Raw genomic sequence first — 23,412 nt, 5'->3', positions numbered from 1 at the left:
TGTATCCGCTCGTGATACGCCTCTCCCATCCGCCGCCACCGCTGCCTAGGATGTGGGGCAGCCTGCCCCGACGATCGTGGTGGTGGACATGGACGAGCTTCTCCTCGGTATCGACATGGGAACCGGCAGCAGCAAAGGGGTCCTGTCCACGCCCGACGGCCGGATCGTGGCCACCGCCGCTCGCTCACACGCGATGTCGCTGCCGCGGCCAGGCTGGGCCGAGGTGGACGCCGAGGCCGTGTGGTGGAACGACGTCACCAGCCTCGCCCGCGAACTAGTCGGACGCAGCAGCGGGGCGCGCATCGCCGGGGTCTGCGTCAGCGGGGTGGGACCGTGCCTGGTGCTGTGCACCGCGGATGTCCAGCCCGTACGCCCGGCGATTCTCTACGGAATCGATACCCGCGCCACGGCGGAGATCGAGGGACTGACCGATCGCTTCGGCGCGGATGAAGTCTTGCGGCGCTGCGGCAAGGCATTGTCTTCCCAGGCCGTCGGGCCCAAATTGCTGTGGGCCCGACGCAACGAGCCAGCGTCGTGGCAGCGCACCGCGCGGTGGTACAGCTCCAGTTCGTTCATCACCGCGCGGCTTTCCGGCGAGTACGTGCTCGACCACCTCACCGCCAGCCAATGTGATCCGATGTACGACATCCATGCCCGGGACTGGAACCGGGAGTGGGCCGACGAGGTCGCCGGTGGTCTACCGCTGCCGCAACTGGCCTGGTCCGGTGAGGTAGTCGGCAAGGTCACCGGCCGGGCCGCGGCCGAAACCGGGCTGGCCGAAGGCACACCGGTCTCGGCGGGCACGGTCGACGCCTGGGCCGAGGCGTTCAGCGCCGGGGTCCGCGAGCCGGGCGATCTGATGGTCATGTACGGCTCCACCGCGTTCTTCGTCGGATTGCTCACCGAGCCCCGAGCCGATCCGGTGCTCTGGACCACGGCCGGGGTGGAACCCGGCACGTACACACTGGCCGCCGGGATGGCCACGTCGGGAAGCCTCACCGGGTGGCTGCAGGAGCTCGTCGGCGGTGTCGCCTACGAGCAGCTGGTTGAGGAGGCGTCGCAGGTGCCGCCCGGGTCTGAGGGGCTGATGATGCTGCCGTACTTCGCGGGGGAGCGGACACCGCATTTCGACTCACGGGCGCGAGGCGTCGTCGCCGGTCTCAGTTTGCGGCACGGCCGCGGGCACCTGTTCCGGGCTGCCTACGAGGGCATCGCCTTCGGTACCCGCCAGATTCTGGAACTGCTGGACGACGACGGCCCGCCGGCCCGGTTGATCGCGGTCGGCGGCGGCACGCAGAGCCCGCTGTGGACGCAGATCGTCAGCGATGTCAGCGGGCGCGAGCAAGCCATCCCGAAGGAGACCATCGGCGCCAGCTACGGCGATGCGCTGCTGGCCGGTATCGGCGTCGGGTTGCTGGAACCGGGGACCAACTGGTCGAGGATCAGCCATACGGTGACGCCGGACGATTCCACTCGGGACGTCTACGACAGCCTGTACGAGACCTACCTGGAGCTTTACCCGGCGACCCGCCCGCACGTCCACCAACTCGCGCAGCTGCAGGAACAGACTCTGCCGTCCTGAGACTAGGTGCGCCGAAGCGTCGGCGATGCCGCCAGCACCGCTAACGTGCATATCACCAGGCCAGTCGCGCACATAGCGATCACCGTGCTGGCTTGTGCCAGGTCGACGAGTGCGCCGAGGCCGTTGTTGGTCACCAGCAGCGGCAAGGACTGGGCGAGAAGTACCACGGCCTGGATCCGCGCCGTATGTGTCCGGGGTGTGTTGCCGAGGATCAGCGGAACCACGTGTGTGGTGAACAGGCCAGTGCCGACACCTGCCACCGCCCCGGCAGGGAGGGCCACCGCGAAGGTGGGGGCCAAGGCCAATGCCGTGACACCGGCCGCCGCCACCAGTAGCCCCGTCGCCGCGGTGTACCCAGGGCGGGTGCGCGCGCCGGAGACGGTGACAATGCCCGCCACGGCTACCGTACCGAAGGCGATCGCGCCGACCACGACGCCGGCCGAAGCGGGCGGCCATTGCCGCTCCCGGGCGAGTAACGGCACGAGAAGTGACGAGAGCGGCAGCAGGAACGCCGCCGCCCCGATGATGAGCAGCAAAGCCGGGCGCAGCAGGGCGTCTTGCGCGGCGAGTTTGAGTCCGTCGGCGGACCGGCGCCACCAGGGATCGGCTTGGATGTCTGGCTGGTGGTGCTGGGCCAGGCCACGACGGCTGAGCGCGATCAGCATCGCCAGCATCACGCTGTAGGCCGCCGCATTGGCCAGGGCCGCAGCGGCCAACCCGGCCGTCGCGACGAGCAGCCCACCGAGCGGAGCACCGACAAAGCCGCTGAGCTGAAACACGATCTGCCGGGCTGACGCCGCCCTGGCCAGCCCGCCGTCGGCGACCAGGAGCCTTGGCACCGATGCTGACGCGGGGAAATGGAAAGCATCAACCAGGCCGATCGCCAGCGCGGCTACGAGCAGCAATGCGGGCGCGTCACCGGCCTGTGACGCAACACCCGCCACGCACAGCATCAGGGCGAGCATGACCGCGGCCGCGCCGGTCAGCACCGGCCACGCACCGACACGGTCCGCGATGGCACCACCCACCAGCGAGAACAGGATCCTGGGCAGCACCACCATGGTGAGCACCAGCCCGGCGAACAGCCCGCCCTGGCCGGTGGCGCTCCACGCCATCGCGAAGGCCATGACCTGCGTGCCGAGCATCGAGCACGCGGCACCGGACAACCAGAGCCAATACGCAGCGGGGACGTGGGAGTCGTGCGGTGACGACGCCGGCGGCGCCGAGCGCTGCCCAGCCATCATGGCCGCACGGGCATCAGCAACGACACGAACTGCTCGTCGTCGGGACGACGTAGCGCCACGGGTGCCAGCGGCCCGGCGATCTCCAGCGTGATCCGCTCCGCTGCGCAAGCGTCTATCGCCTCGAGTAGGAAGCTTCGATCGAGAATGACGTCTGTCTCGGTCTCCGGCTGATTTGCCGTCACTTCGAACGTCCCGTCTGAGTGGGCCCTCAAAGTGATCACCGTCGTCCGCACGCCGTCGGATTCCCGGTAGAAGGGCCGGGCCGTCACCGAGCTCACATGCGCGCGAAGGTCTTGGGCATCGACGACGAAACGGCTGCCGCCTGCGTGCCGGCGCAGGATCTGCCGATAATCGGGGAACGCATCGACCATGCAGTCGGCGCTGACGTGGGCGGCGGCAGCCGTGATCGCGATGCGCCCGCGGTCCAGGTCAATGGTCGCGTCGCCGTCGTGGTCCAGCAGCGCTCGCGCGTCGTCGAGAAACCCCGCCGGCGCGACCACGCTCATCCGCGTGCCGGCCCGCTGAAACGCCACTACCTCGCATGCCGTCAGGCGATAACGGTCGGTAGCGACGATCCGGACCGCGGAGCTCTCGCATTCGATCAGTGCACCGTTGAGACGTGGCTCCCGCGAAGCGTCAGCCACCGCGAAACGGATCGCGTCGAGGGCCCGGGCCAGAGCTCGGGCGTCGACGTCGACGCTGACCGACTCGTCGGGCCAGCGCGACGGCTCCCCCTGCTCCGAATCCAGGAGGGAACGTAGCCTTCGCAGTTCACGGCGGGCGTCGTCCAAACGGTCTTCCAGCCGGCGGACGTGGGCGTCAAGCACACTGGTGGCTGCCGCCACGTCGCAACGCTGCTCCAGTACGGCGGCAATCTCGGCGAGCGGCAGGCCCACTTGACGCATCCCGGCCAACAGCCGCGCCGACGCAAGCTGGTCGGCGGAGTATCGGCGGTAGCCGGTTGCTGGATCCACAACGGCAGGAATCAACAGCCCGGCACGATCGTAGAAGCGCAGGGCGCTGACGCTCAGTCCGCTGGCCTGCGCCATGTCGCCGATGCCGCGCAGTTCGTCGTCGTCCACGCCATGCACCCTGGCACCTCGACCAGGTTGAGGGTCAACCAGTCGCCTCCCAGAAGAACTGCAACTCGATGCCCTCATGCGGATCGCCGCCGAGCGTCGCATCCTGTGCGGTCGTCAGGTTCAGGTTCTCGATACGCAGGTATTGATGTTCCAGGTGGACATCCAGCACCACCGGAGTGTCGTCTGGAAGGCCCCGGATGTACTCGCGGATGGCACCAACGGTCAGCATGAAGCACATCATGCCGGTCAACCGCTTCGGCGTTGACCGCCGCCACCGGTCGTTGGTTGCCGTATCTTGCAGGAATGTTGGGCCTTCTGTTGATGATTCGCCGCTTCATCGCGGCGGTGCGCATCTCGTGGCGCGATCGTGCTTTCCGGGGCGTAACCGTCACATTGGTCACGTTGCTGGTCAGCGCCACGATCTTCTACACACTGGTGGAGGGCTGGTCGGTGCTGGACAGCGCCTACTTCTCCGTCGTCACGGGCCTGACGATCGGCTACGGCGATCTGACGCCGGAGCAGCCGATCGCCAAGGTGTTCACGATGCTGTACGCGCTGCTGGCAGTGGGCCTGTTCGTTGCCCTCGCCACGTCGTTGGCCAACTCGCTGATGGGCAGGCGGGCGCACAAGAAACGCTCTACGTCGCGGCACAAACGCGGCTCGCACGCCGATGAGCAGGACGTAACACAGCGTCCTGCAGAGTGAGCGCCATGAGCCACGGCCCGCAGGACGAACTGTAGCGTCCTGCAGAGCGTCCGACGCCGTGAAGACGGGTGCCCCAGGCGGTGACCCACCACTCCCGGCACCGTGCCTAGTCGAGTGGTTTCATGAACGACCAGAGGTGGCCTTCGAGGTCACGAGCGCTGTACTCGCGGTATCCGTACGGCTGATCGACTGGCTCGTGCACGACACTCGCGCCCTCGCTCACGGCGTGGCGGTAGTGGGCATCGACGTCGTCGACCATCACGGCCACGCATGCGGTCGCGGCTCCCACCGACTGGGGCGAGCCAAGCCCCCAGTCATCCTGCTCCTGGTGAAGCCAGATGACACCGTCACCCGCCTGCAACTCGGCGTGCACAGCCCGGCCCTCATCATTGCGGTCGACCCGGCCCGGCCCCAGGCCGAAGACCCGGACCAGCCAGTCGTGAGCAGCCCCGATGTCCTCGTACACCAGCAACATGATCCGTCCCTGAACAGCGGTGTCAAGCATGGTCATCTCCTCAACGGTGGTGAGCAGGTCGTGGGTGAGCCGAGAGTCCCCAGTACCGATCGAGCCCAATAGACCAGCGAGGCGGGAGCGAAGCCGGCCCATCGCCTCGAGCCGGCGGTCGAGTTCACCGAGGTGAGCTGTCATCGCGGCGCGCAGATTCCAGGCCGGTTCCTCGAGCGCCCGGCCGATCTCAACAAGTGGCAGGCCCAACCGTCGCAGCACGCAAATCCGGTACAACCGGGCCACGTCGGCGTCGTCGTAGAGCCGGTGTCCGGCGTAGGTACGCGCCGAGGGCACCAGCAAGCCGATCTCCTCGTAGTAGTGCAGCGTGCGGACGGTCAGTCCGGTCGCCGCTGCCAATTCGCCTACTCTGCGACCGGTCCGGTCTCCCTGGCCCGTTGCCATGAACTCGACCGTACGACCTCACGTCGCGTGAGGTGCAAGGTTGCAGCCAAGAACACTTGGCGGTCTTGACCCGTCAAACAGGTGCTAGGAACTCTCGCGCGCCGCGGAGCTTGGTCCGGAGATGTCGCTGGGTGGCGGTGCAGTCCAAGCGCACGTCGAGCGGACCAGAGAAGCCGGCGGCGGCACACCGGCCCGACGGGAGGGCATCGGCATCCAGCCCATCCCGCCGCGCGACCAGTAGCCCTAATTCGTAGCGGCTCACGGCATCCACACCAGCGATGTGGTGCACTCCGGCCAGATCTGACGATGCGAGCTCAAGCAGCGCCGCTGCAAGGTCGGCGACGTGTACCGGGCACCGCACCATGTCGGTGAACAACATCCCCTGGCGCTCACCGGTGGCCAACGCATGGACGACGGCTTCGTGCGACGATCCGCCATCCCCGATGATCAGCGACGTGCGGGCTATCACCGCTCCCGGCGTAATCGCCCTGATCGCCGTTTCCGCTGCGGCCTTGGCTGCACCGTAGGGCGTGATGGGGTCGGGAACGCTGGTCTCGTCGTAGTGAACATCGGCACCCGAGAAGACGGCGTCGCTGGAGACATGCACAAGACGCGCACCGACCGCGGAGGCGGCGAGTGCGACATGTGCAGCGCCATCAGCAGTGATGATCCAGTCTGTTTGACGGTATGCCGTATTGATCACGACGTCCGGTCCGAGCGTGCCAACCAGGTTGACGACCTCTTCACGGTGGCGGATATCGAGCAGAGACCACTCGACGCCATCAACCTCGCCCAGCCGGTTCAGATAAGTCGCGGTCACGTCGTGGCCCGCTTCCACCGCCCGCCGCGCCAGTTCGCAACCGAGGAAACCACTACCACCCAAGACAAGAACCTTCATGGCCGGGCGCACCGAACAACGTCACGGAGTGCCATCCGAATGACACTATGCCGGAAACCTCCGATCAGGTGCGTGGACCGAGGAACAGCCCCCCACTGGCATCGATGACCTGGCCGGTGATCCAGCGGGCGGCATTCGAGGCCAGGAACGCCACGACGTCGGCGACGTCGTCGGCATTGCCCAGCCGGTTGAGCGCCGTCGTTCCAGCGATGAAGTCGGCCAGGCCCGGCGCTTCGAAGAACGCACCGTTGGTCGCCGTCCGGGTGGCGCCGGGAGCGACCGCGTTCACCGTGATTCCCCGGGCCCCGAGCTTGTTGGCCAAGGTCATACTCATCGTCTCGACCGCTCCCTTCGTCATGGCGAAGGAGGTCTGGGTGGGGTTGGCCATCCGGGTCGCCACGGACGAGATCGTGACGATGCGGCCGCCATCGGGCAGGAGGGGCAAAGCTCGCTGGATGATGAAGTACGGCGCCCGGACGTTCACCGCGAAGAGGTGGTCGAACTCCGTGCGGGTTGTAGTACCGAGTGGACCGGCGGGCGCGGCTGCCGCGTTGTTGACAAGGATATCGAGCGGCCGTCCGGCAAGACCGGCCTCGACTCCGGCGAAGAGAGTCTCGACGTCGTCCTCCACACCAAGCTCTGCACCGACGGCCACCGCTGTCCCGCCAGCACGTTCGATCTCGCCAACCGTCGCCGCCGCACCCTCCTGGTCCGTGCCGAAATGCACGATCACCATCGCCCCCTTCGCCGCTAACCCGGCGGCGATCGCCTGCCCAATGCCGCGTGATGCTCCAGTCACCAGCGCCGTCCTGCCGATCAGATCAGTCATGCCAGCCACCTCATGTTAGTTACTCCCAATCTGGTAGTTACTATCAGTGAGGTAGTGTCTATCACATGCCCGACCAGTACTCAACCCTGCGAGCGAACCGGCGAGCCGAGACACAGCGCATGATTCAGTCGCATGCGGTACGGCTGTTCACCGAAAACGGCTACGACGCCACCACCGTGACCGACGTCGCCGAAGCCGCGGGGGTGTCGCCCATGACCGTGTACCGGCACTTCCCCACAAAGGAAGACCTCGTGCTCATCGACGACCACGTCCGGCTCGTCGCCGAGCGAATGGCCGCCACGTCCGCCGCCCAACCCTTGGTACGCCGCATCAGTCGCGCGCTCATTGACGGGGCCGCGACGCTCACGGGCGGCAGCCGCGGCGACAGACCCACGACAGCCGGGCAATTCCTGCTCGCCCGTCTCCGGCTCATGATCACGACTCCGGCCTTACGGGCCAGACACCTGGACAGCAACTACGCCCTTCAGCAGGCGATCGTCGAGGCACTCGGCGACGATGCCGCCGACCCCGACACAGCGTTCCACGCCCATGCCGCGGCGAGCGCTTGCCTGGCCGCCATGCACACGGCATTGGTGCGCTGGGCCGAGGATGACGGACAAACCGACCTGCCCGACCTCATCGCGAAGGCGCTTGCTGCTGCCTTCGGCGATGACGTCGTCGATGACCACCGGGCCGGATGAAGACACCTTTAGGGACGCGGTTTACGCTGCTCGAGCCAGTTGGGGTCTACCGAGATCGCGTCCGCTGGCACGCCATACTGATCGGCCACATCACGCAGTTTGTCGGTGCCGCGGCCAAGGGTGAACGTATGCCCGTCGGGATCACGAACGATGAAATCGCGCATCCCGTAAGAGCGAGTGGCCACGGACTCGACGATGTCGGCACCGGCCTGTTGATACTCGGCGCATAGCGCGTCCGGGTCCTCGACATAGACGTAGGCCGACTGAGTAGGTGGCGCCCCGCCCCCTGCCCATTGCATCAGCATCAGCATCTCGATCTGTCCGTTGGCCATCATGGCGACCTGTCCAGAGGGCATGCGCCAATCCAGTCGGAAGCCGAGCGCCTCCTGGTAATAGGCAAGCGAGCGTTCCATGTCCGCCACCGGCAGGCGCGGCATCACGTGAAGCCAGCTCGACACACAAGTTTCCGCACTCATGGGATTCTCCTCGGTCATAGCGTCCACCGCATCGAGCAGACCGCGAACCTCCTCCACACGGCCCTCGAGCCGGGCCCGGTGGTCCTGAAAGATACGGCGGCGCTCAGCCTCGCCCGCGCCGGAGATCATCCGGCGAATCTCCCGAAGAGGCATGTCCATCGAACGCAGCAGGGCGATCACCCTCGCAGCGCCGGTCTGGCCGCTGCTGTAGTAGCGATACCCCCGGCAGAGCGGCCGGCCGGCTCCAGGAGACGAAGGCGGTCATACCGCCTGAGCTGGGGGATGGACAGACCCACCAGTTCAGCGAACGCGCCGATCTGCAACCGCTCCTCTGCGCTATCCATGGCACTGATTCTGCAAGCCTCACGCGAGTGAGAGTCAACCCCGTCCCGCCGCCCCCTCATAGCTGCCATCGGTACCAGTCTCAGCATCGGCACTTCGATACCGCCAGGTGAGCTAAGCGCCCCTTTTCTGGCATTCTGCGCCACCTGACGGTATCGAAGTCAGCTTGTGGAGCGGGTGACGATGTCAGATTCCACACGGTCTCCCGATGAACGCGGCGGCCACCGTTGTCAAACTGATCCATTAACAGGCTGCGGGGGCTTCCAGCCGGTCTCGGCAGCCCACCGCTCGGCGGCAGCCATCAGTACATCGGTGGCCGGGTCTTTGATCTGACCATACGTAGTCAGCTGGGGAGCCACGGCACGTGCTAGCCGTCGCTTGAACTCTGCCCAGGCATCGCGTGCCGGTTGGTCATGGGTCAGGAAATCACGGAAGAGCAACGCGTACCGCTCATTGGGGCGGCCTGCGACCCGAACGTGCACATTGCCTATCCGGGTACCAAGGGGAGGGCGAAACACCAACTTGTCCCAAGCAGCCGGATCTCCATTCCAACTCTCCGGGACGTGATCCCGATACTCCGAAGGGCCCGGCGATACTGTAAACCCTGAGCTCAACAAGCCCTCCGTAAGCTTCACATCGGACAGGCTGCGCACGATGGCTTGGACATCAATGCAGTCCTTCGCCACCATCCCCGGCACAGACGTCGAGCCGATGTGGTCGACCCGCACCACCGATGGTCCACATGCCTCCCTGATCAGAGCAGCCAGGACATCGAACTCTCGCGCCCAATCGGGCCGCCATTCGATGAGCTTGAGTGACACGACCACGTCCCCCTGTTCTCGGCGGAGACTCGCATTCTCTCAGTTAGCCGATGCTCCGCAGGAAGCGGATAAGGCCATCGCCGACCAACTGGACGCCCAGCTCACCGAAACCGGGCACGACGAGGATGACGACGGAACGGCCGGGCTACCCGCGACAGTTGGCTAATGGCCCGTGAAATGCCCAAGGAGGGAACAGAATGACCCGCGCTCACCCGGCGTGAGCGCTTCACACAGGCCGTGGCCTGTGTTGATGCGGTGGAGCGGGTGACGGGAATCGAACCCGCACTGTCAGCTTGGGAAGCTGAAGTTCTACCATTGAACTACACCCGCATACGCCGCCCATGCGGACGGCGTCGTCGTGGATAATACCCGCTTTCTGCTGTTGAAGACACCTCAGGTGGTCGGCACCGGAATACGTGCGGGCAACCGGATAGTGAAGACGCTGCCTTCACCAACCGTGCTCTCAACACTGATCGTCCCGCCGTGTGCTTCGACGAGGTGCTTGGTGATCGCGAGTCCCAGGCCGCTGCCGCCGGTTGCCCTGCTTCTGGACTGTTCCACCCGGTAGAAGCGGTCGAACAGCCGGGGCACGTGCTCCTCGGGTATCCCCGGGCCGTCGTCCTCGACGGTGAAGAGCACCCAGTCCCCCTCCGCGTCCTCGGGCCGGACCCGGACGGTCACGTGGGCGCCGTCGTCGGAGAATCGCACCGCATTGGCGACCAGGTTCCCCAGCGCCTGCCGGAGCCGCTCGGGATCAACAACGACGGTGGCCGACTCCGACTCGAGTTCGATGCTCACCCCGGCGTCGTCCGCCGATGCCCCTTGGACCGCGACGACGTGCCGGGCCAGTTGCTCGGCGTCAACCTCCTGAGGATGAACCCGCAGCTTCCCGGCATCAGCCAGCGCCAGATCTTGCAGGTCGTCGATCAGCCGCTCTAGCAGACCCGACTCCTCGAGCAGCGACGAGACCAGCGCCCGGTCGAGTGGCACGACGCCATCCTCAGCAGCCTCCAGATACCCCCGCACGTTGGACAGCGGCGTGCGCAGTTCATGAGCGACGTCGCTCACCATGGCCTTGCGCTGCCGCTCGTTCGTCTCGATCGACTCAGCCATCGAGTTGAAGGCGGTACCGAGCCGGGCCAGCTCGCTCTGGCCGCCGACGTCGACACGCGCGCTGTGATCGCCTTCCCCCATCCGGGTCGCCGCTGTGGTCAAAGCGTGGATCGGGCGGGTAAGCCGACGGCCGACCAGCACGGTCACGCCGGTGGCGGCCGCGAGCACAGCCAGCCCAGCCAAGGTGGTCCGCCACCAGCCGTCACCGAAAAATGGGTCGAACCGGCCCGCGTCACCCGAGTAGAGCAGCGCAGGCTCGGCGACGAAATCCTCCATCGTCTCGTTCCACGCCGATTGCTCGCAGTCGATCCAGTGGTTCCATTCCGTCTCGTCGAGCGAGGACAGATCGCCATGAGCGCTTGGCTCCGGGATGACTCGCTTGAGCCCGGCTTCGACGTCCACCACCATGTGGGGGACGTTGCCGTTGTCGAGGCATTCTTCCAGCAAGTTGATCTCCTGCCGGTTGAACGCCAAGGCCGCGTCGCTTGCTTCGAACAGCTCCGCCGGCAGGCAGGAGTGGGCGGCGGCGCCACCGAGGTCCAGCGAGTTCAGCCCCTGAACGAATTCGCCAGAGTGATCCTCACTGACCACGCCGCGGAGGACCTTCTCCACATAGGCGTCGCCGAGGAGCAAGACCTCGCCGGAAGGGGTGACCATCACCTCGTCGTCAAGATCGAGATCTTCCTTCAGACACTCCTGGGCATCCGCAGCCAAGGAGAAACGCGCGGCTGCTTCGTCGGGATCGAGCCGCCACACCGGCGAGACGCTCGACGGCGCCGCGGCAGAGACGGCGAGCTGGCCCACGGTGCCGCGAAGCGAGTACGGATCCGAGATATCGTGCAAGGCCATCGTGTCCATGGTCTCGGCGACGAATGTGTCACCCTGGTAGCCGACCACCGTTGTCTCCACCCCTTGGAACTGGCCGGAGAGCGCGTCGATCTCCGCGGTGGGAGTCGAGGCCAGCGCTGGGGCAGGCTGACCGGAGATGGCGGCGGAATCGGCCAGGACGTCGCCGTCCAGGGTGGTCAGCGCCACCCGGCGGCCGGTGCGTTCGGCCAGTTCGGCCACGACTGTGTCGACGCCGTCCCATGAATCGTTCCGCGAGGCGTATTCACTCAACCCCTGGTAGATGAAGGTGTCAGCCTCCAATGTCCGCTCGAACTCACCACGGAACCGTTCGCTGGTGTCCCGGCTGGTCAGCCATGCGGTAGCGGCAATGGCGAATACGGCCACGGCTAGTGAGAGGCCCAGCAACCTCAGCAGGACGCTATGTCGCATCGGACGCCCCCACGGTCACTGCCTGACCGGATGGTCTGATCTTCTCGGTCATCTTGTAGCCGACGCCGTACACGGTCAACAAATATGCCGGCCTGGTGTGATCGGACTCGATCTTGCGACGCAAGTTCATGACGTGGACATCCACGGTGCGCTCGAGCACGTAGTGGTCGAAGCCGAACGCCTGCTCCAACAAGTACTGCCTACTGAAGACCCGCCCGGGCGAGGCGGCCAGGCAGGCCAGGATCTTGAACTCCGCGGGTGTCACCACTACTCGGTCGCCTGCCAGCCGGACCTCGTGCCGCACCGGGTCGACCTCGAGCTCTCCGATCCGATGGACCGCGTCGTCCAGCGAAACTTGCCGCACAGCGCGGCGCAGGACCGTCCGGACCCTGGCCACGAGCTCCCGCGGACTGTACGGCTTCGTGATGTAGTCGTCGGCGCCGAGGTCCAACCCCAGCAGCAGATCGTCCTCGGTGCTTCGAGCGGTCAGCATGATGATCGGGACGTCTGCCTCGGTGCGCAGGATCCGGCATACATCCAGCCCGTCGACTCGCGGCATCATGACGTCGAGCACTACCAGGTCGGGTGAGCGACGCCGTGCCTCGTCGAGTGCCACTCTGCCGTCGGGCGCGACGATGACCGAATGACCCTCCCGCTCGAGGTAACGGCGCACAAGATCGGCCTGTTTGTGGTCGTCCTCGGCTACCAGGATTCGGGCTCCCATGCGCGCCAGTGTTCCAGGATCCGGTCAAGAACTTGTGAAGAGTGAGGATCTGACCGCGCTTTCACAGGTACTTCACAGCTTCTCGGCACCGTATGCGGCATGACGAACAACTACCAGCGCACAGCATTGTCCTTCTGCGCCGCGACATTCCTTCTGATGACTGGCTGCTCGAAAACCGACACAGCTGACGGCCCGGATGCCGACCACGACACCTCTGGTCCACTCGCTGAGTTCATGAGCCATACACCGGTGACATCCGGTTTCGGCAGACATGGGTTCAGGGCGGACGACGATGTTCCGGAGCACTCCGAGGAAGAGTTCCGGCAGCACCGCCACGTCGAGGAGTCGGTCGCCGAATGTATGCGCGACGCGGGCTTCGAATACGTGCCCACAACACTGGAGAACGATGACACCGGCCCGAATGAGTTCGACGAGGCCTACTCGCTGGAACCTGCCGAATTCGCGGAGCAATTCGGTTATGGCCTCACCACCATCATTTTCACCTCGACCGCCAACGAACCCCGCGAACCCGACCCCAACGAGGAAATACAGGAGAACCTCGGCGGTGCCGCGCGCGAGGCCCACGACGACGCGCTCTGGGGAAAGCAGGACGAGGATTCCGGCCTGCGGGAAAACTCCGGTTGCTACGACCAGGCGTATGCGGACATGGTTGACGACCAGCCGAATCTGGATGAGATCAGCAGCGAGTTCGACGCCCTGTTCAACGATGTTGACGCGCTCTTCGACCGTGTTGACCGGGATCCGCGGGTATCCGCGATGGTCGACGAATGGCGGGAATGTATGGCCGGCCAAGGCTTTTCGGGATTCGAGGAACTGGACCAGCCGTACTGGTCGATTCAGGACCGGGCGTCCGAGGTAAGCGTGCCGGAGGCCGAAGCCGCTTCAACATCCGGCGACGTCGGCGTCATCGTCGAGGGAGACACCCGATTCGTGATCGCACCGCAGGTTCTGGCCGAACTCCAGAAGCACGAGATCGAGCTGGCGACCGCCGACCTGCAATGCCGGGCCCAGCATGAGGCCGCATACCACGAGGTCGCTATGGAACTGGAGGAAGAGTTCGTCGATGCTCAGCGAGCGGAGCTCGAGCGGTATCGCGAGTTTCTCCACGGATCGGGCGCGTCCTGATGACTGCCACGACCACCCGCCCCCGTATCCGGTTCCTCGAGATGACGATCCCGGGAAGAGTCCGGCGCTGATCGCTTCTTCACCAGATCTTCACAGCTCCTCATGCAGTCTCGGGCTCATGAACAGACGAATGCGAACCACGATGTGGGCTGCTCTGGGTATGACCGGGCTGGTACTTGCCGGATGTAGCGACGACGACTCGGCCACTTCCAACCGGGGGGAGATGTCAGAATCGGGAGGCGAGGAGAGTCCCCTGGCCGAGTACATGGGCTCATCAACTATCGGCTTCGGCGGTAGCAGCGTTGTAGCCGTCGCCGGCTTCGGTGACCAGGAACCCACGGACGAAGACCGGCAGAGGTACCGCCGCGTACAGGAACTGGTCGCGGAATGTATGCAGGAAGAGGGCTTCGAGTACGTGCCGACCTCACTCGACGACGTCTCGGCCGGAGTCTCACGGTTCGAGGACGCGTACGCCTTGGAACCGGAGGAATTCGCCAAGGAGTACGGCTACGGCATCTCCACCCTGATGTTCGGGCCAGCGGAGGGCGACGGCACGCCGGACGATCCCAACCAGGCGATTCGCGCTGAGCTGTCCGAGTCGGCCCAGGAGGCATACGACCTGGCCTTGTGGGGCGATGTGCCAACGATGGCGGTCAGCGTTGATGACGACGGCACCGTCCGGGACGAGAGCCTCGGTGACCAGGTCGACTTGGACGGCGCCGACACCGGCTGCATGGGCAAAGCAGGCGACGAGGTCTACGGCGAGTCCACCTTCGATGCCGAGGAGTTCGACCACTCGCAGTTCGACAGCCTGTGGAACGAGATCGCCGCACTGCAGGACCGGATCCGCCGGGACCCACGGATCGAGGACGCACTCGCGGACTGGCGTGGCTGCATGGCAGACGCCGGATACGCGGACTTCGACGCCCCTGACGACGCCCAGAGTGCGGTCTTCGACCGGATGATGGAGGCGAGTTCATCGGGCGATGCCGAGACCGGCTTCGTGGTCGGTGATTCGGCCGACACGATCGACCCGGCTGTTCTCCGGGAAGTTCAGGAATACGAAATCGACGTCGCGACCGCGGACTTCACCTGCAACCAGGACCATTTCGACGAGACGTACCGCGAAGTCGCTCATCAGATGGAGCAGGAGTTCGTCGACGCCAACCGCGAGGAGCTCGAGCGTTACCGCGATTGGCTGGCTGAGTCGGGTGCGGCCGGGTGATGCGTTCGCGCAGCCGAGTACTGGTGATCGTGGTCGCAGTCGCCGTCGGGGCGCTGGCCGCCGGCGTCTTCGCCGGTACGCGTATTACCTCACCGGAGGAGGCCGCCGCGCGGACAGCACCGCCCACCGCGACCGCGGTCACCGTTCCGGTGGAGCGGCGGACTCTGGAAAGTGAGGTGACAACCCGCGGGGAGGCGTCGTACACCGGGGCCGTCGATGTCGCGCCGGAGCTGGCCGGGCTGGAGACCTCTCCCGTGGTCACCGGTCAAGTTCCTGACGTCGGCGACCAGGTCAAGGCGGGCGACGTCCTGCTGGAGATCGTCGGCCGGCCGGTCATCGCCTTGCCGGGCGATCTGCCGATGTACCGCTCACTGCGGCCCGGCATGTCTGGCCCGGACGTGGAACAACTCGAGAAAGCGCTGGACGCGCTCGGGTTCGATCCCGGCACGGTCGACGACACCTACACCAGCGCCACGGGACGTGCGGTGGCGGAACTGTTCGACGAGGCGGGATACAGTCCACCGGCGGCGGCCCCGGATGTTCAGGCTGAGCTCGACACCGCCCGGCAGGCCATGCAGATGGCCGAAGACGAAGTCGCCGACGCCGAAGCCGCACTCGATGCGGCCAAGACCGGGCCGTCCGAAGCGGAGAAGGTCGCCGCCCAGAACGATGTCGATCAGGCTACCCGAGCGTTGAAGCAGGCGCGCCGGGACGGCGACACGGATCTCGTCGCCGAGGCCGAGGCTCAGCTGAGGCTGGCCCAGGCGACCCTGGCCGATCTGCAGAAGGGTCCGGACACATCCGCGGAGCAGAAGATGCTGGACAATGCCCGCCAGCGGCTGAGCGATGCTCAGGCCGCCCGGGATGCGGCCGCCACCGAAGCCGGAACACCTCTGCCCGCTTCCGAGGTGGTCTTCGTCTCCTCGCTGCCGCGTCGGGTCGACGACGTCGAGGTACGCCGCGGAGGCGTCGTTGAGGGAACCGTGATGTCCATCAGCGGAACCGACCTCGTCGTGACGGCGGAGGTGGACGAGGCCGCTCGCGAGCTGCTTGAAGAGGACATGGAAGCCATGATCGAGTTGCCCAGCGGGGAGCAGATCACAGCGCCCATCACCCGGATACGTGAACCGTCCGGTGACTCCTCCGGGCACCGGGTGACCATGACACCTGAGGACCTTACCGCTGATCAGGTCGATGAACTCCGCGGCGCCAACGTGCGGGTGACGATCCCGGTCGAGAGCACCGAGGGTGACGTCCTGGCGGTGCCGCTAGCAGCGCTCACAGCCGGTCCGGGTGGCGAGGCGAGGGTCGAGGTCCAGCGCCTTTCCGCGGAGGGCGAAGAGATCATCGAGCTGCTGGAGGTGGAGGTCGGGCTGACCGCGCGCGGCTATGCCGAGGTCGAGCCCGTCGAAGGGTCACTCGAGGAAGGCGACCTGGTGGTCATCGGCGGCGAAGCCGACACGGGCGACGGCGAAGGGGAGTCAGATGACGAGCGCTGACCCATCGGCCGCGGTAACCCCTCCCGTAGTGGAAATGACCGGAGTCAGCCGCTCGTTTCCAGGCCCGCCCGAGGTTCAGGCCGTGCGCGATGTCAACGTCACGATCTGGGAAGGCGAGTACGTGTCCATCATCGGCCCGTCCGGCTCCGGGAAATCGACACTTTTGCATCTCCTGGGCTTGCTAGACCGGCCGACCACCGGCACGTACCGGCTGGACGGAGTGGATGTCAGCGGGCTTTCCGAGGCCCGCCGCTCCACGCTGCGCGGCGAGCGGATCGGATTCGTCTTTCAAGCCTTTCACCTTCTGCCACACCGGAGCGTGCTGGAGAACGTCGGCCTGTCCATGCTGTATCGACGGGTGCCGAAGCGGGAACGCCTGGAGCGATCCCGTGCCACCCTCGAGCGCGTCGGCCTGGGGCATCGGATCGACTTCGAGCCGACCACACTCTCCGGCGGCGAGCGGCAACGCGTGGCCATCGCCCGGGCGCTCGTCGCCGAGCCGAGCCTGCTGCTCGCCGATGAACCGACGGGGAACCTCGACTCCGGTAATGCCGAGGCAGTTCTCGAGGTGTTCGACAAGCTGCACGCCGAAGGCCTCACCTTGGCGGTGATCACCCACGACGACGACGTCAGCCACCGGGCCGATCGGCGGGTCCGGATCACCGACGGAACCCTGAGCGAGGGAATCGACCAACCAGTACCCCGGAAGCTTGCCGCGGATCCGCTCGGCGCCCCGGCCAACCAGGTGATGTCATGAGATTTCGATTCACCTTCCGGGATCTCCTGGGCGAGGCGCTGGCCGGCGTCGCAGCGCGTCCCTCGCGGCTGATCCTGACCACCCTCGGCACTGTTCTGGGGGTAGCCGCGTTGGTCTCCACCATGGGGCTCGGGCAGACCGCCTCCGGGCAGATCACCGACCGCTTCGACGCCGTGGCCGCCACGCGCGTCGTCGTCGAAGCCGGTGAGCGCGACGGCCCCGACGGCTCGGTTCAGGCCACTCAGTTGCCCTGGGATGCCACGGAACGGGTCGACCGGTTGGCCGGCGTCGCCGCATCCGGCACCTTCGCTCGCGTGGACGTCGGCAAAACGCGCGTCCGCGGCATACCTGTGGTCGATCCGGCAGGGGGGATCGACCATGACATTCCGGTCATGGCCGGTTCACCCGGCCTGTTCGACGCCCTCAACGGCGTGCTGTCCACCGGCAGGTTCTTCGACTCCGGGCACGACGAGCGAGGCGACGAGCTGGTCGTCCTCGGCCGGTATGCCGCGGAACGGCTCGGCATCACCCGCGTGGAATCGCAGCCGACCATCTTCATCGGCGAACGGCCGTTCACCGTCGCAGGCATCCTCGATACGGTCTCGCACCGCACTGAACTGCTGGATGCCGTCATCATGCCCATGGGCACGGCCTCGTCGGTGTTCGGTTTGGAAGCACCCGAAGCGCTGGAGATCCGGACGGTCCTCGGTGCCGCCCAGCTCGTCGGCGGCCAGGCGCCACTGGCTGTGTCGCCGAACAATCCAAGCCTGCTCAGCGTAGAGGTTCCGCCGCGTCCCGGTTCTATGCGAGAAGACGTGTCCACCGACGTCAATGCCGTGTTCCTCGCCCTTGGCGGGCTGGCGCTCCTGGTAGGCGGCCTCGGCATCGCGAACATCACGCTGCTCTCGGTCATGGAACGCGTCTCGGAGATCGGTTTGCGGCGGTCAGTAGGGGCGGCACGTAGGCACATAGCGGGTCAGTTCGTCGCAGAGAGCGTCGTCATCGGCTTTCTCGGTGGACTAGTCGGTGCAGCTGCCGGCGTGCTGGTGACCGTGGGCGTTTCGGCACTGCGCGATTGGACACCACTGCTGGACTACCGCTTGGCCGGCACCGCGCCATTGCTGGGCGCGCTGATCGGCCTCGTCGCCGGGATGTATCCGGCTTGGCGAGCGTCGACGATAGAACCGATCACGGCGTTGCGCAGCGGCTAAGCCGTTCCGTCACGTGAGACAACTGGTTGCGATCTAGTCTCGATCACCCCACATTGTGGGGTCCGCGCTGCCCCGGTGCGTGCGACCAGGTAAACCGGTCGTATAGCGTTGGGCAGTGGACCAGGACAAAGGCGGGGTTGCCCGGACTGGTCGGGTGGTGACGCCCAACCCAGTCATCGCCTGATCGATGGTGCGTGGCGATGTCATCGCGTCGCTGTATGCGAGCGTAGGTCAAACCCCGGCTTGTCGACGAGTCGCGTGGCTCACGGGCTGCCAGTTCGGCACCCGAGGTGCCCGATCCGGTGAACCCGGTGTGTCGCGTGGCCAACGAACGGAGAGGTGAGGTTTTGGCCGCGGTTCGCGCGGAAGGCCTGTACAAGGTGTTCGGCCGCAAGGCCGACCAGGCAGTGCGTCAACTCAAGGAAGGAGCTAGCCGCGAGGACGTTGCCAAGCTCGGTGCGACGGCAGCCGTCATCGACGCGAGCTTCGAGGTCCAGCCCGGCGAGATCTTCGTCGTCATGGGGCTGTCCGGGTCTGGCAAGTCCACACTCATCCGCATGCTCAACGGTCTGTGGGAAACCACCGACGGGCATGTCTATATCGACGGCATCGACATCGCCAACGTCAGCGACGCCGAACTGCGCAAGGTGCGCAAAGAGAAGATCAGCATGGTCTTCCAGCACTTCGCTCTGCTGCCGCACCGCACGGTGCTCCAGAACGCCGCCTATGCCCTCGACATCCAGGGCATGGACAAAGAAGAACGATTCACCAAGGCGGCCGAAGCGCTGGAGATGGTCGGGCTGGCTGGCTGGGAGGACAAGTTCCCCGTACAGCTTTCAGGTGGTATGAAACAGCGGGTCGGGCTCGCGCGTGCGCTGGCCGCAGGCAGCGACATCATGCTGATGGACGAGGCATTCTCGGCACTCGACCCGCTGATCAAACGTGAAATGCAGGATCAGCTGGTTCAGCTGCAGAGTTCGCTGAACAAGACCATCGTCTTCATCACACACGACCTCAACGAGGCGATGCGCCTTGGCGACCGGATCGCCGTCATGCGCGATGGCCGCATCGTCCAGATCGGCTCTGCCGAGGAGGTGCTGAACGATCCCGCCAACGACTACGTTGCTCAGTTCGTCGCCGACGTCGACCGCACCCGGGTACTCACTGCTTCCAGTGTCATGGAACCGGCGCAATATGTGGTTAATGCACAGGCAGGGCCCCGAGAGGCACAGCATGCGATGCGGGAGAAGCAGATGAGTGCGGCTTTCGCCGTTGGCCGCAGGGACAACAAACTGCATGGCGTGGTCTACGACAAGGATGTCGTCAGTGCGGTCCAGCGCGGCGACACGTCGCTCGACGGGGTCATCGACTCGAACGTCGCATCGGTCCATCAAGACACCTACATGGTCGATCTGTTCGCGCCCGCAGCCGAATCCCCGCTGCCGCTCGCGGTGATCGACGACGAGAAGCGACTGGTCGGCGTCGTTCCGCGGGTCACGCTGCTGAACGCCATGGCAAGCATCGCCGACGTCGTCCACACGGGTGAAGCAGTGCCGGCACCGGACGAGACTGAACCGATCGGCCAACCCGATGCCGACCATGCCGAACCGGTACCCGGTCCAGGGCCTGACATTGGCCGCACGGTAACGCCGGATTCGACGGGGGCCTGATCGTGTTCAGAACTGAATCGTTCGACCCGCTCGATCCGCGCATCGACCTCGGTGACCGGATCGAGGACGGGATCAGGTGGATCGTCAGCACCTTCTCCGTGGTCTTCGACGGCATTCAGAACGGCCTCGAAGGTGCGTTCGATGCCATGGACACGGTACTCGAGACGCCCCACTTCCTCATCATGATCGCCCTGTTCGCCGCGCTGGCGTGGGGCGTACGGTCGTGGAAACTCGCGGTTGTCACCGTCGTCGGGTTCTACATCATCGCTGCGGTCGATCAATGGAGCGAGGCGATGTACACCCTGGCGATGGTGCTGGTCGCCGCCGGCCTCGCCGTCGCACTATCCATCCCAATCGGCATCTGGGCCGCGAAATCGTCGTCGGTCAGCAACGCTGTGCGGCCGGTCCTCGATTTCATGCAGACCATGCCGCCGCTGGTCTATCTGGTTCCGGCGATCGTCGCGTTCGGCGTCGGTGTGACCGGCGGTATCGTCGCCACGATCGTCTTCGCCATGCCTCCGGGTGTCCGGTTCACCGAGCTGGCGATCCGGCAGGTAGATGCCGAGGTGGTAGAGGCCGGGCTGGCCTTCGGCTCGACACCGCGGCGTATTCTGCGGCAGATCCAGCTGCCACTGGCCATGCCGACCATCATGGCCGGCATCAACCAGGTCATCATGCTGGCCTTGTCCATGGTGGTGCTGACCGCATTCATCGGGGCCCATGGCCTCGGCCGCGAGGTCCGATCCTCGCTCACCCGCGTTGATCTGTCACTCGGTGTGGAAGGAGGTCTGGCGATCGTCATACTGGCCATCTATCTGGACCGAGTTGTCGCTGCGCTCGCTGATCGCGCCCCTGTGGTCCGAGCCAGCCGAGTCCGGGACTAAGCACCCGGACCGTGCAAGTCACATAACAAGTTAGGGGAGAGGAACAATGCGAAAGTCCAAGCTCACCGCACTGGCCGCTGGCCTCGTCGCGGGCGGGCTCGTACTCGCCGCCTGCGGCGCGGACGACGACGCCGCCGACGACGCCGACGTCACCGCGCCGGGTGAAGAAGACCCGGACGAGGACGAACCCGACGAAGACGACCCAGACGAAGACGACGACGTAGCCGCCACGGAATGGGCGCCCTGCGACACCACTGAAGGTGCCGCAGAGATTCCCGACCCGGAGGGAACCGGTGATGACGAGACCGACCTCGTCATCGGGATCTTCGACGGCTGGGACGAGTCGTACGCGTCTGCTTACCTGTTCCAGGCGGTTCTCGAGGACATGGGTTACTCCGTGTCGTTCGAAGAACTCGAGGCCGGTGTCACCTACGCGGGCGTCGCGGCCGGCGACATCGACTTCATGACCGATGGCTGGCTGCCCGTCACGCACCCGCAGTACCTCGACGAGTACGGCGACGACATGGAGAGCCTGGGCTGCTGGTACGACAATGCCAAGCTGACCATCGCCGTCAACGAGGACGCGCCTGTTCAGTCGCTGGCCGAGCTGGCCGACTACGCCGACGAGTTCGACGGTTCGGCCGTTTACGGCATCGACGCCGGCGCTGGCTTGACCGACATCACCGAGAACGAGGTCTTCCCGACCTACGAGCTCGCGGATGGCGGCTGGGCCTTCCTCGACTCGTCCACTCCAGCGATGCTGGCGCAGCTTCAGGCCTCGCTCGATGCCGGCGAGAACGTCGTGGTGACCCTGTGGCACCCGCACTGGGCGTACGACGCGTTCCCGATCCGTGACCTCGAAGACCCCGAGGGCGCGCTGGGTGAGACGGAGTACATCTACAACTTCGGCCGGTCCGGCTTCGAGGCCGACTACCCGAATGTGGCGCAGATGCTCCGCAACTTCTCCATGACAACCGACGAACTCGCCGAACTGGAGAACATCATGTTCAGCGAGGACCACTACGACGGTGGCGACCACGAGGCGGCTGTCGCCGAGTGGATCGCCGACAACCAGGACTTCGTCGACAGTCTCAAGGCCGGCACGCTGTAACCAGCAGCGGCTGAAGATCAGTACACGTTCCCTGTCTCACGGTCACACGTGAGACAGGGAACGTCCTTTTCGGCGGTCATGTCTTCTGTTAGGTTCTAATCGATGTCGTTGCCGTCCTCGGACGCGCGTGACTGCGAGCCAAGGCCTGATGAGGAGACCCATGCCACGGACAGCACACGTGAGCAGCAGGAGCCCCTCGGCCCCAAACAAGTCGGGGGCCAAAACGTTGTCGGCAAGTGCGCTGGGCATCGCATTGGTGTCGGGCTTGTCGCTCACCACCACAGAGCCCGCCGCCGCAGAGATGGCTGCGGAACCTCCAAGCTCTCGGTGCTCCTTCGGAGTCTGTGACGACAACGGTGGCCATGGCGACGCCCGGCAAGGCTACCTCAGCGTGAATGTCTGGGGATCCGGCACCACAGCCGGTGAAGATGGCTACGAGATCCCGGGAAACACGGTGTGGTCCAGGCCACCGTGTTATTACTTCGAGCTTCCGCACTCCGGTGCGGAAGCCTATGCCCAGCGCTCCTCCTTCACAGGGGGACCGACAGGCGGGGGAAAATGGACGCTGGAAATGCTCGAAGAGTACAAGGACGAAGATGAAGGCAACTGGTGGGACACCGGCTGCGCGGGAGTCAGCCTCGACGAGGCTATCGAGTTCACCGAAAACAATCCGGTGACCTACGTGTTTCCCGGAGATCCGATCCCAGTTCCAGACATCCCGCCGGAGTTCCTGCTCGAGGCTGCCCATGATGCCCTGGAACTGCCTGCGCCTGAAGTCTCCTGGAACCCGCAACGGCAAGGCGACGGCGCGACGCTGGTCAACATGCCCACCTGGTTCTGGCTCGACGACGGGCCAGTGGACCTCGAGGTCCACGCCGAGGCGGCCGGCAACCGCGCCACGGTCGACGCGGTTCTGAGCGAGATGGGGTTCTCCGCGGCCACAGCAGAGTCCGTCGTCTGTGACGGGTTCGGCATTGCATGGGCTCCCGGCGCAACGTCCGACTGCTTCCTGGAGTTCCGCCGGTCCAGTGCCAACCAGCCTGGTCAGACAACCCGGGTACAAGCCCAGAGCCATTGGTCGGTCGAGTGGTTCTTCAACGACGAGCTACAGGGACCCCTGGATCCCCAGACCACCCAGCAAGAGTTCCTCGTGCCGGTAGCCGAGGTGCAAGCCAGAGTCACCGGTTGATCGAGAGGGTGGAGT

23 protein-coding genes and 1 tRNA gene are annotated in these 23,412 nt (G+C 65.6%); 12 read left to right on the top strand and 12 right to left on the bottom strand.

Annotated features, from left to right (window positions below):
* The first annotated feature begins 88 nt into the window (after positions 1-88).
* Complete coding sequence (locus F7O44_RS13275) at positions 89-1,582, top strand: FGGY-family carbohydrate kinase (protein ID WP_162450736.1); 1,494 nt, start codon at positions 89-91, stop codon at positions 1,580-1,582.
* A gap of 2 nt (positions 1,583-1,584) precedes the next feature.
* Here the strand turns inward: F7O44_RS13275 and F7O44_RS13270 are convergent, their stop codons facing one another.
* The 3 genes from F7O44_RS13270 to F7O44_RS13260 are packed head-to-tail and all read right to left on the bottom strand — an operon-like array spanning position 1,585 to position 4,137.
* Entirely contained in the window at positions 1,585-2,823 is a 1,239-nt protein-coding gene (locus F7O44_RS13270; RefSeq protein ID WP_162450735.1) for an MFS transporter, read from the bottom strand.
* Positions 2,823-3,908, bottom strand: coding sequence for a DNA polymerase III subunit beta family protein (locus tag F7O44_RS13265; protein WP_162450734.1), 1,086 nt, complete (start codon positions 3,906-3,908; stop codon positions 2,823-2,825). The genes F7O44_RS13270 and F7O44_RS13265 overlap by 1 nt, the downstream gene beginning before the upstream one ends.
* 34 nt (positions 3,909-3,942) lie before the next feature.
* Positions 3,943-4,137 carry a hypothetical protein gene (locus F7O44_RS13260; protein ID WP_162450733.1) on the bottom strand — a complete coding sequence of 65 codons (195 nt, stop codon included), beginning with the start codon at positions 4,135-4,137 and terminating at the stop codon, positions 3,943-3,945.
* Positions 4,138-4,169: 32 nt separating this feature from the next.
* Here F7O44_RS13260 and F7O44_RS13255 point away from each other — a divergent pair, with 32 nt between their 5' ends.
* Positions 4,170-4,613 (top strand): potassium channel family protein, encoded by a 444-nt coding sequence (locus tag F7O44_RS13255; protein WP_162450732.1) that lies wholly within the window; start codon positions 4,170-4,172, stop codon positions 4,611-4,613.
* 106 nt (positions 4,614-4,719) lie between these two features.
* On the opposite strand, the gene F7O44_RS13250 is transcribed toward F7O44_RS13255, so the two are convergent.
* From F7O44_RS13250 to F7O44_RS13240, 3 genes are all read right to left on the bottom strand, one after another.
* Positions 4,720-5,523 carry a MerR family transcriptional regulator gene (locus F7O44_RS13250; RefSeq protein WP_162450731.1) on the bottom strand — a complete coding sequence of 268 codons (804 nt, stop codon included), beginning with the start codon at positions 5,521-5,523 and terminating at the stop codon, positions 4,720-4,722.
* A gap of 73 nt (positions 5,524-5,596) precedes the next feature.
* On the bottom strand, positions 5,597-6,421 hold the full coding sequence (locus F7O44_RS13245) for an SDR family oxidoreductase (RefSeq protein WP_162450730.1): 825 nt from the start codon (positions 6,419-6,421) through the stop codon (positions 5,597-5,599).
* Between the two features lie 64 nt (positions 6,422-6,485).
* Positions 6,486-7,250, bottom strand: a complete 765-nt coding sequence (locus F7O44_RS13240) for an SDR family oxidoreductase (RefSeq protein ID WP_162450729.1) — start codon at positions 7,248-7,250, stop codon at positions 6,486-6,488.
* A gap of 65 nt (positions 7,251-7,315) precedes the next feature.
* Between F7O44_RS13240 and F7O44_RS13235 the strand changes: the two genes are divergently transcribed.
* Positions 7,316-7,951, top strand: coding sequence for a TetR/AcrR family transcriptional regulator (locus tag F7O44_RS13235; RefSeq protein WP_162450728.1), 636 nt, complete (start codon positions 7,316-7,318; stop codon positions 7,949-7,951).
* An 8-nt stretch (positions 7,952-7,959) separates the two neighbouring features.
* On the opposite strand, the gene F7O44_RS13230 is transcribed toward F7O44_RS13235, so the two are convergent.
* From F7O44_RS13230 to F7O44_RS13205, 6 genes are all read right to left on the bottom strand, one after another.
* Complete coding sequence (locus tag F7O44_RS13230) at positions 7,960-8,607, bottom strand: VOC family protein (protein ID WP_162450727.1); 648 nt, start codon at positions 8,605-8,607, stop codon at positions 7,960-7,962.
* On the bottom strand, positions 8,604-8,771 hold the full coding sequence (locus tag F7O44_RS13225; RefSeq protein WP_162450726.1) for a MerR family DNA-binding transcriptional regulator: 168 nt from the start codon (positions 8,769-8,771) through the stop codon (positions 8,604-8,606). The genes F7O44_RS13230 and F7O44_RS13225 overlap by 4 nt, the downstream gene beginning before the upstream one ends.
* 228 nt (positions 8,772-8,999) lie before the next feature.
* The gene (locus tag F7O44_RS31835; RefSeq protein ID WP_162450725.1) at positions 9,000-9,590 is read right to left on the bottom strand and encodes a GrpB family protein; all 591 of its coding nucleotides are present in this window, start codon (positions 9,588-9,590) and stop codon (positions 9,000-9,002) included.
* A gap of 256 nt (positions 9,591-9,846) precedes the next feature.
* Positions 9,847-9,920, bottom strand: a tRNA-Gly gene (locus F7O44_RS13215).
* Positions 9,921-9,983: 63 nt separating this feature from the next.
* Positions 9,984-11,981, bottom strand: coding sequence for a sensor histidine kinase (locus F7O44_RS13210; protein WP_162450724.1), 1,998 nt, complete (start codon positions 11,979-11,981; stop codon positions 9,984-9,986).
* Positions 11,971-12,705: a response regulator transcription factor gene (locus F7O44_RS13205; protein ID WP_162450723.1), complete on the bottom strand. Its 735-nt coding sequence runs from the start codon at positions 12,703-12,705 to the stop codon at positions 11,971-11,973. Before F7O44_RS13205 ends, F7O44_RS13210 begins: the two co-directional genes overlap by 11 nt.
* 99 nt (positions 12,706-12,804) lie before the next feature.
* On the opposite strand from F7O44_RS13205, the gene F7O44_RS13200 reads away from it, so the two are divergent.
* The 9 genes from F7O44_RS13200 (at position 12,805) to F7O44_RS13160 (ending at position 23,397) form a co-directional block, all read left to right on the top strand.
* Positions 12,805-13,851, top strand: a complete 1,047-nt coding sequence (locus F7O44_RS13200; RefSeq protein ID WP_162450722.1) for a hypothetical protein — start codon at positions 12,805-12,807, stop codon at positions 13,849-13,851.
* Positions 13,852-13,969: 118 nt separating this feature from the next.
* Positions 13,970-15,076 carry a hypothetical protein gene (locus tag F7O44_RS13195; protein ID WP_162450721.1) on the top strand — a complete coding sequence of 369 codons (1,107 nt, stop codon included), beginning with the start codon at positions 13,970-13,972 and terminating at the stop codon, positions 15,074-15,076.
* Positions 15,076-16,575, top strand: a complete 1,500-nt coding sequence (locus F7O44_RS13190) for a peptidoglycan-binding domain-containing protein (RefSeq protein WP_162450720.1) — start codon at positions 15,076-15,078, stop codon at positions 16,573-16,575. The genes F7O44_RS13195 and F7O44_RS13190 overlap by 1 nt, the downstream gene beginning before the upstream one ends.
* Entirely contained in the window at positions 16,562-17,332 is a 771-nt protein-coding gene (locus F7O44_RS13185) for an ABC transporter ATP-binding protein (RefSeq protein ID WP_162450719.1), read from the top strand. The genes F7O44_RS13190 and F7O44_RS13185 overlap by 14 nt, the downstream gene beginning before the upstream one ends.
* Positions 17,329-18,543: an ABC transporter permease gene (locus tag F7O44_RS13180; protein ID WP_162450718.1), complete on the top strand. Its 1,215-nt coding sequence runs from the start codon at positions 17,329-17,331 to the stop codon at positions 18,541-18,543. The genes F7O44_RS13185 and F7O44_RS13180 overlap by 4 nt, the downstream gene beginning before the upstream one ends.
* A 347-nt stretch (positions 18,544-18,890) precedes the next feature.
* On the top strand, positions 18,891-20,213 hold the full coding sequence (locus F7O44_RS13175; protein WP_162450717.1) for a quaternary amine ABC transporter ATP-binding protein: 1,323 nt from the start codon (positions 18,891-18,893) through the stop codon (positions 20,211-20,213).
* A 2-nt stretch (positions 20,214-20,215) separates the two neighbouring features.
* The gene (locus tag F7O44_RS13170) at positions 20,216-21,097 is read left to right on the top strand and encodes an ABC transporter permease subunit (RefSeq protein WP_162450716.1); all 882 of its coding nucleotides are present in this window, start codon (positions 20,216-20,218) and stop codon (positions 21,095-21,097) included.
* Between the two features lie 46 nt (positions 21,098-21,143).
* Complete coding sequence (locus tag F7O44_RS13165) at positions 21,144-22,208, top strand: glycine betaine ABC transporter substrate-binding protein (RefSeq protein ID WP_162450715.1); 1,065 nt, start codon at positions 21,144-21,146, stop codon at positions 22,206-22,208.
* Between the two features lie 391 nt (positions 22,209-22,599).
* The gene (locus tag F7O44_RS13160; RefSeq protein WP_162450714.1) at positions 22,600-23,397 is read left to right on the top strand and encodes a hypothetical protein; all 798 of its coding nucleotides are present in this window, start codon (positions 22,600-22,602) and stop codon (positions 23,395-23,397) included.
* Positions 23,398-23,412 lie beyond the last annotated feature (15 nt).

The sequence above is a fragment of the Phytoactinopolyspora mesophila genome, from assembly GCF_010122465.1.
GTDB lineage: Bacteria > Actinomycetota > Actinomycetes > Jiangellales > Jiangellaceae > Phytoactinopolyspora > Phytoactinopolyspora mesophila.
This window is presented reverse-complemented; position numbering and strand designations above follow the sequence as displayed.

Bases quoted from the DNA above. Each gene is read 5' to 3' on its own strand.
- F7O44_RS13240 (WP_162450729.1), bottom strand. From the start codon at position 7,250: ATGACTGATCTGATCGGCAGGACGGCGCTGGTGACTGGAGCATCACGC.
- F7O44_RS13275 (WP_162450736.1), top strand. From the start codon at position 89: ATGGACGAGCTTCTCCTCGGTATCGACATGGGAACCGGCAGCAGCAAA.
- F7O44_RS13185 (WP_162450719.1), top strand. From the start codon at position 16,562: ATGACGAGCGCTGACCCATCGGCCGCGGTAACCCCTCCCGTAGTGGAA.
- F7O44_RS13180 (WP_162450718.1), top strand. From the start codon at position 17,329: ATGAGATTTCGATTCACCTTCCGGGATCTCCTGGGCGAGGCGCTGGCC.
- F7O44_RS13270 (WP_162450735.1), bottom strand. From the start codon at position 2,823: ATGGCTGGGCAGCGCTCGGCGCCGCCGGCGTCGTCACCGCACGACTCC.
- F7O44_RS13250 (WP_162450731.1), bottom strand. From the start codon at position 5,523: ATGGCAACGGGCCAGGGAGACCGGACCGGTCGCAGAGTAGGCGAATTG.
- F7O44_RS13190 (WP_162450720.1), top strand. From the start codon at position 15,076: ATGCGTTCGCGCAGCCGAGTACTGGTGATCGTGGTCGCAGTCGCCGTC.
- F7O44_RS13235 (WP_162450728.1), top strand. From the start codon at position 7,316: ATGCCCGACCAGTACTCAACCCTGCGAGCGAACCGGCGAGCCGAGACA.
- F7O44_RS13165 (WP_162450715.1), top strand. From the start codon at position 21,144: ATGCGAAAGTCCAAGCTCACCGCACTGGCCGCTGGCCTCGTCGCGGGC.
- F7O44_RS13260 (WP_162450733.1), bottom strand. From the start codon at position 4,137: ATGCTGACCGTTGGTGCCATCCGCGAGTACATCCGGGGCCTTCCAGAC.
- F7O44_RS13210 (WP_162450724.1), bottom strand. From the start codon at position 11,981: ATGCGACATAGCGTCCTGCTGAGGTTGCTGGGCCTCTCACTAGCCGTG.
- F7O44_RS13195 (WP_162450721.1), top strand. From the start codon at position 13,970: ATGAACAGACGAATGCGAACCACGATGTGGGCTGCTCTGGGTATGACC.
- F7O44_RS13245 (WP_162450730.1), bottom strand. From the start codon at position 6,421: ATGAAGGTTCTTGTCTTGGGTGGTAGTGGTTTCCTCGGTTGCGAACTG.
- F7O44_RS13225 (WP_162450726.1), bottom strand. From the start codon at position 8,771: ATGGATAGCGCAGAGGAGCGGTTGCAGATCGGCGCGTTCGCTGAACTG.
- F7O44_RS13200 (WP_162450722.1), top strand. From the start codon at position 12,805: ATGACGAACAACTACCAGCGCACAGCATTGTCCTTCTGCGCCGCGACA.
- F7O44_RS13205 (WP_162450723.1), bottom strand. From the start codon at position 12,705: ATGGGAGCCCGAATCCTGGTAGCCGAGGACGACCACAAACAGGCCGAT.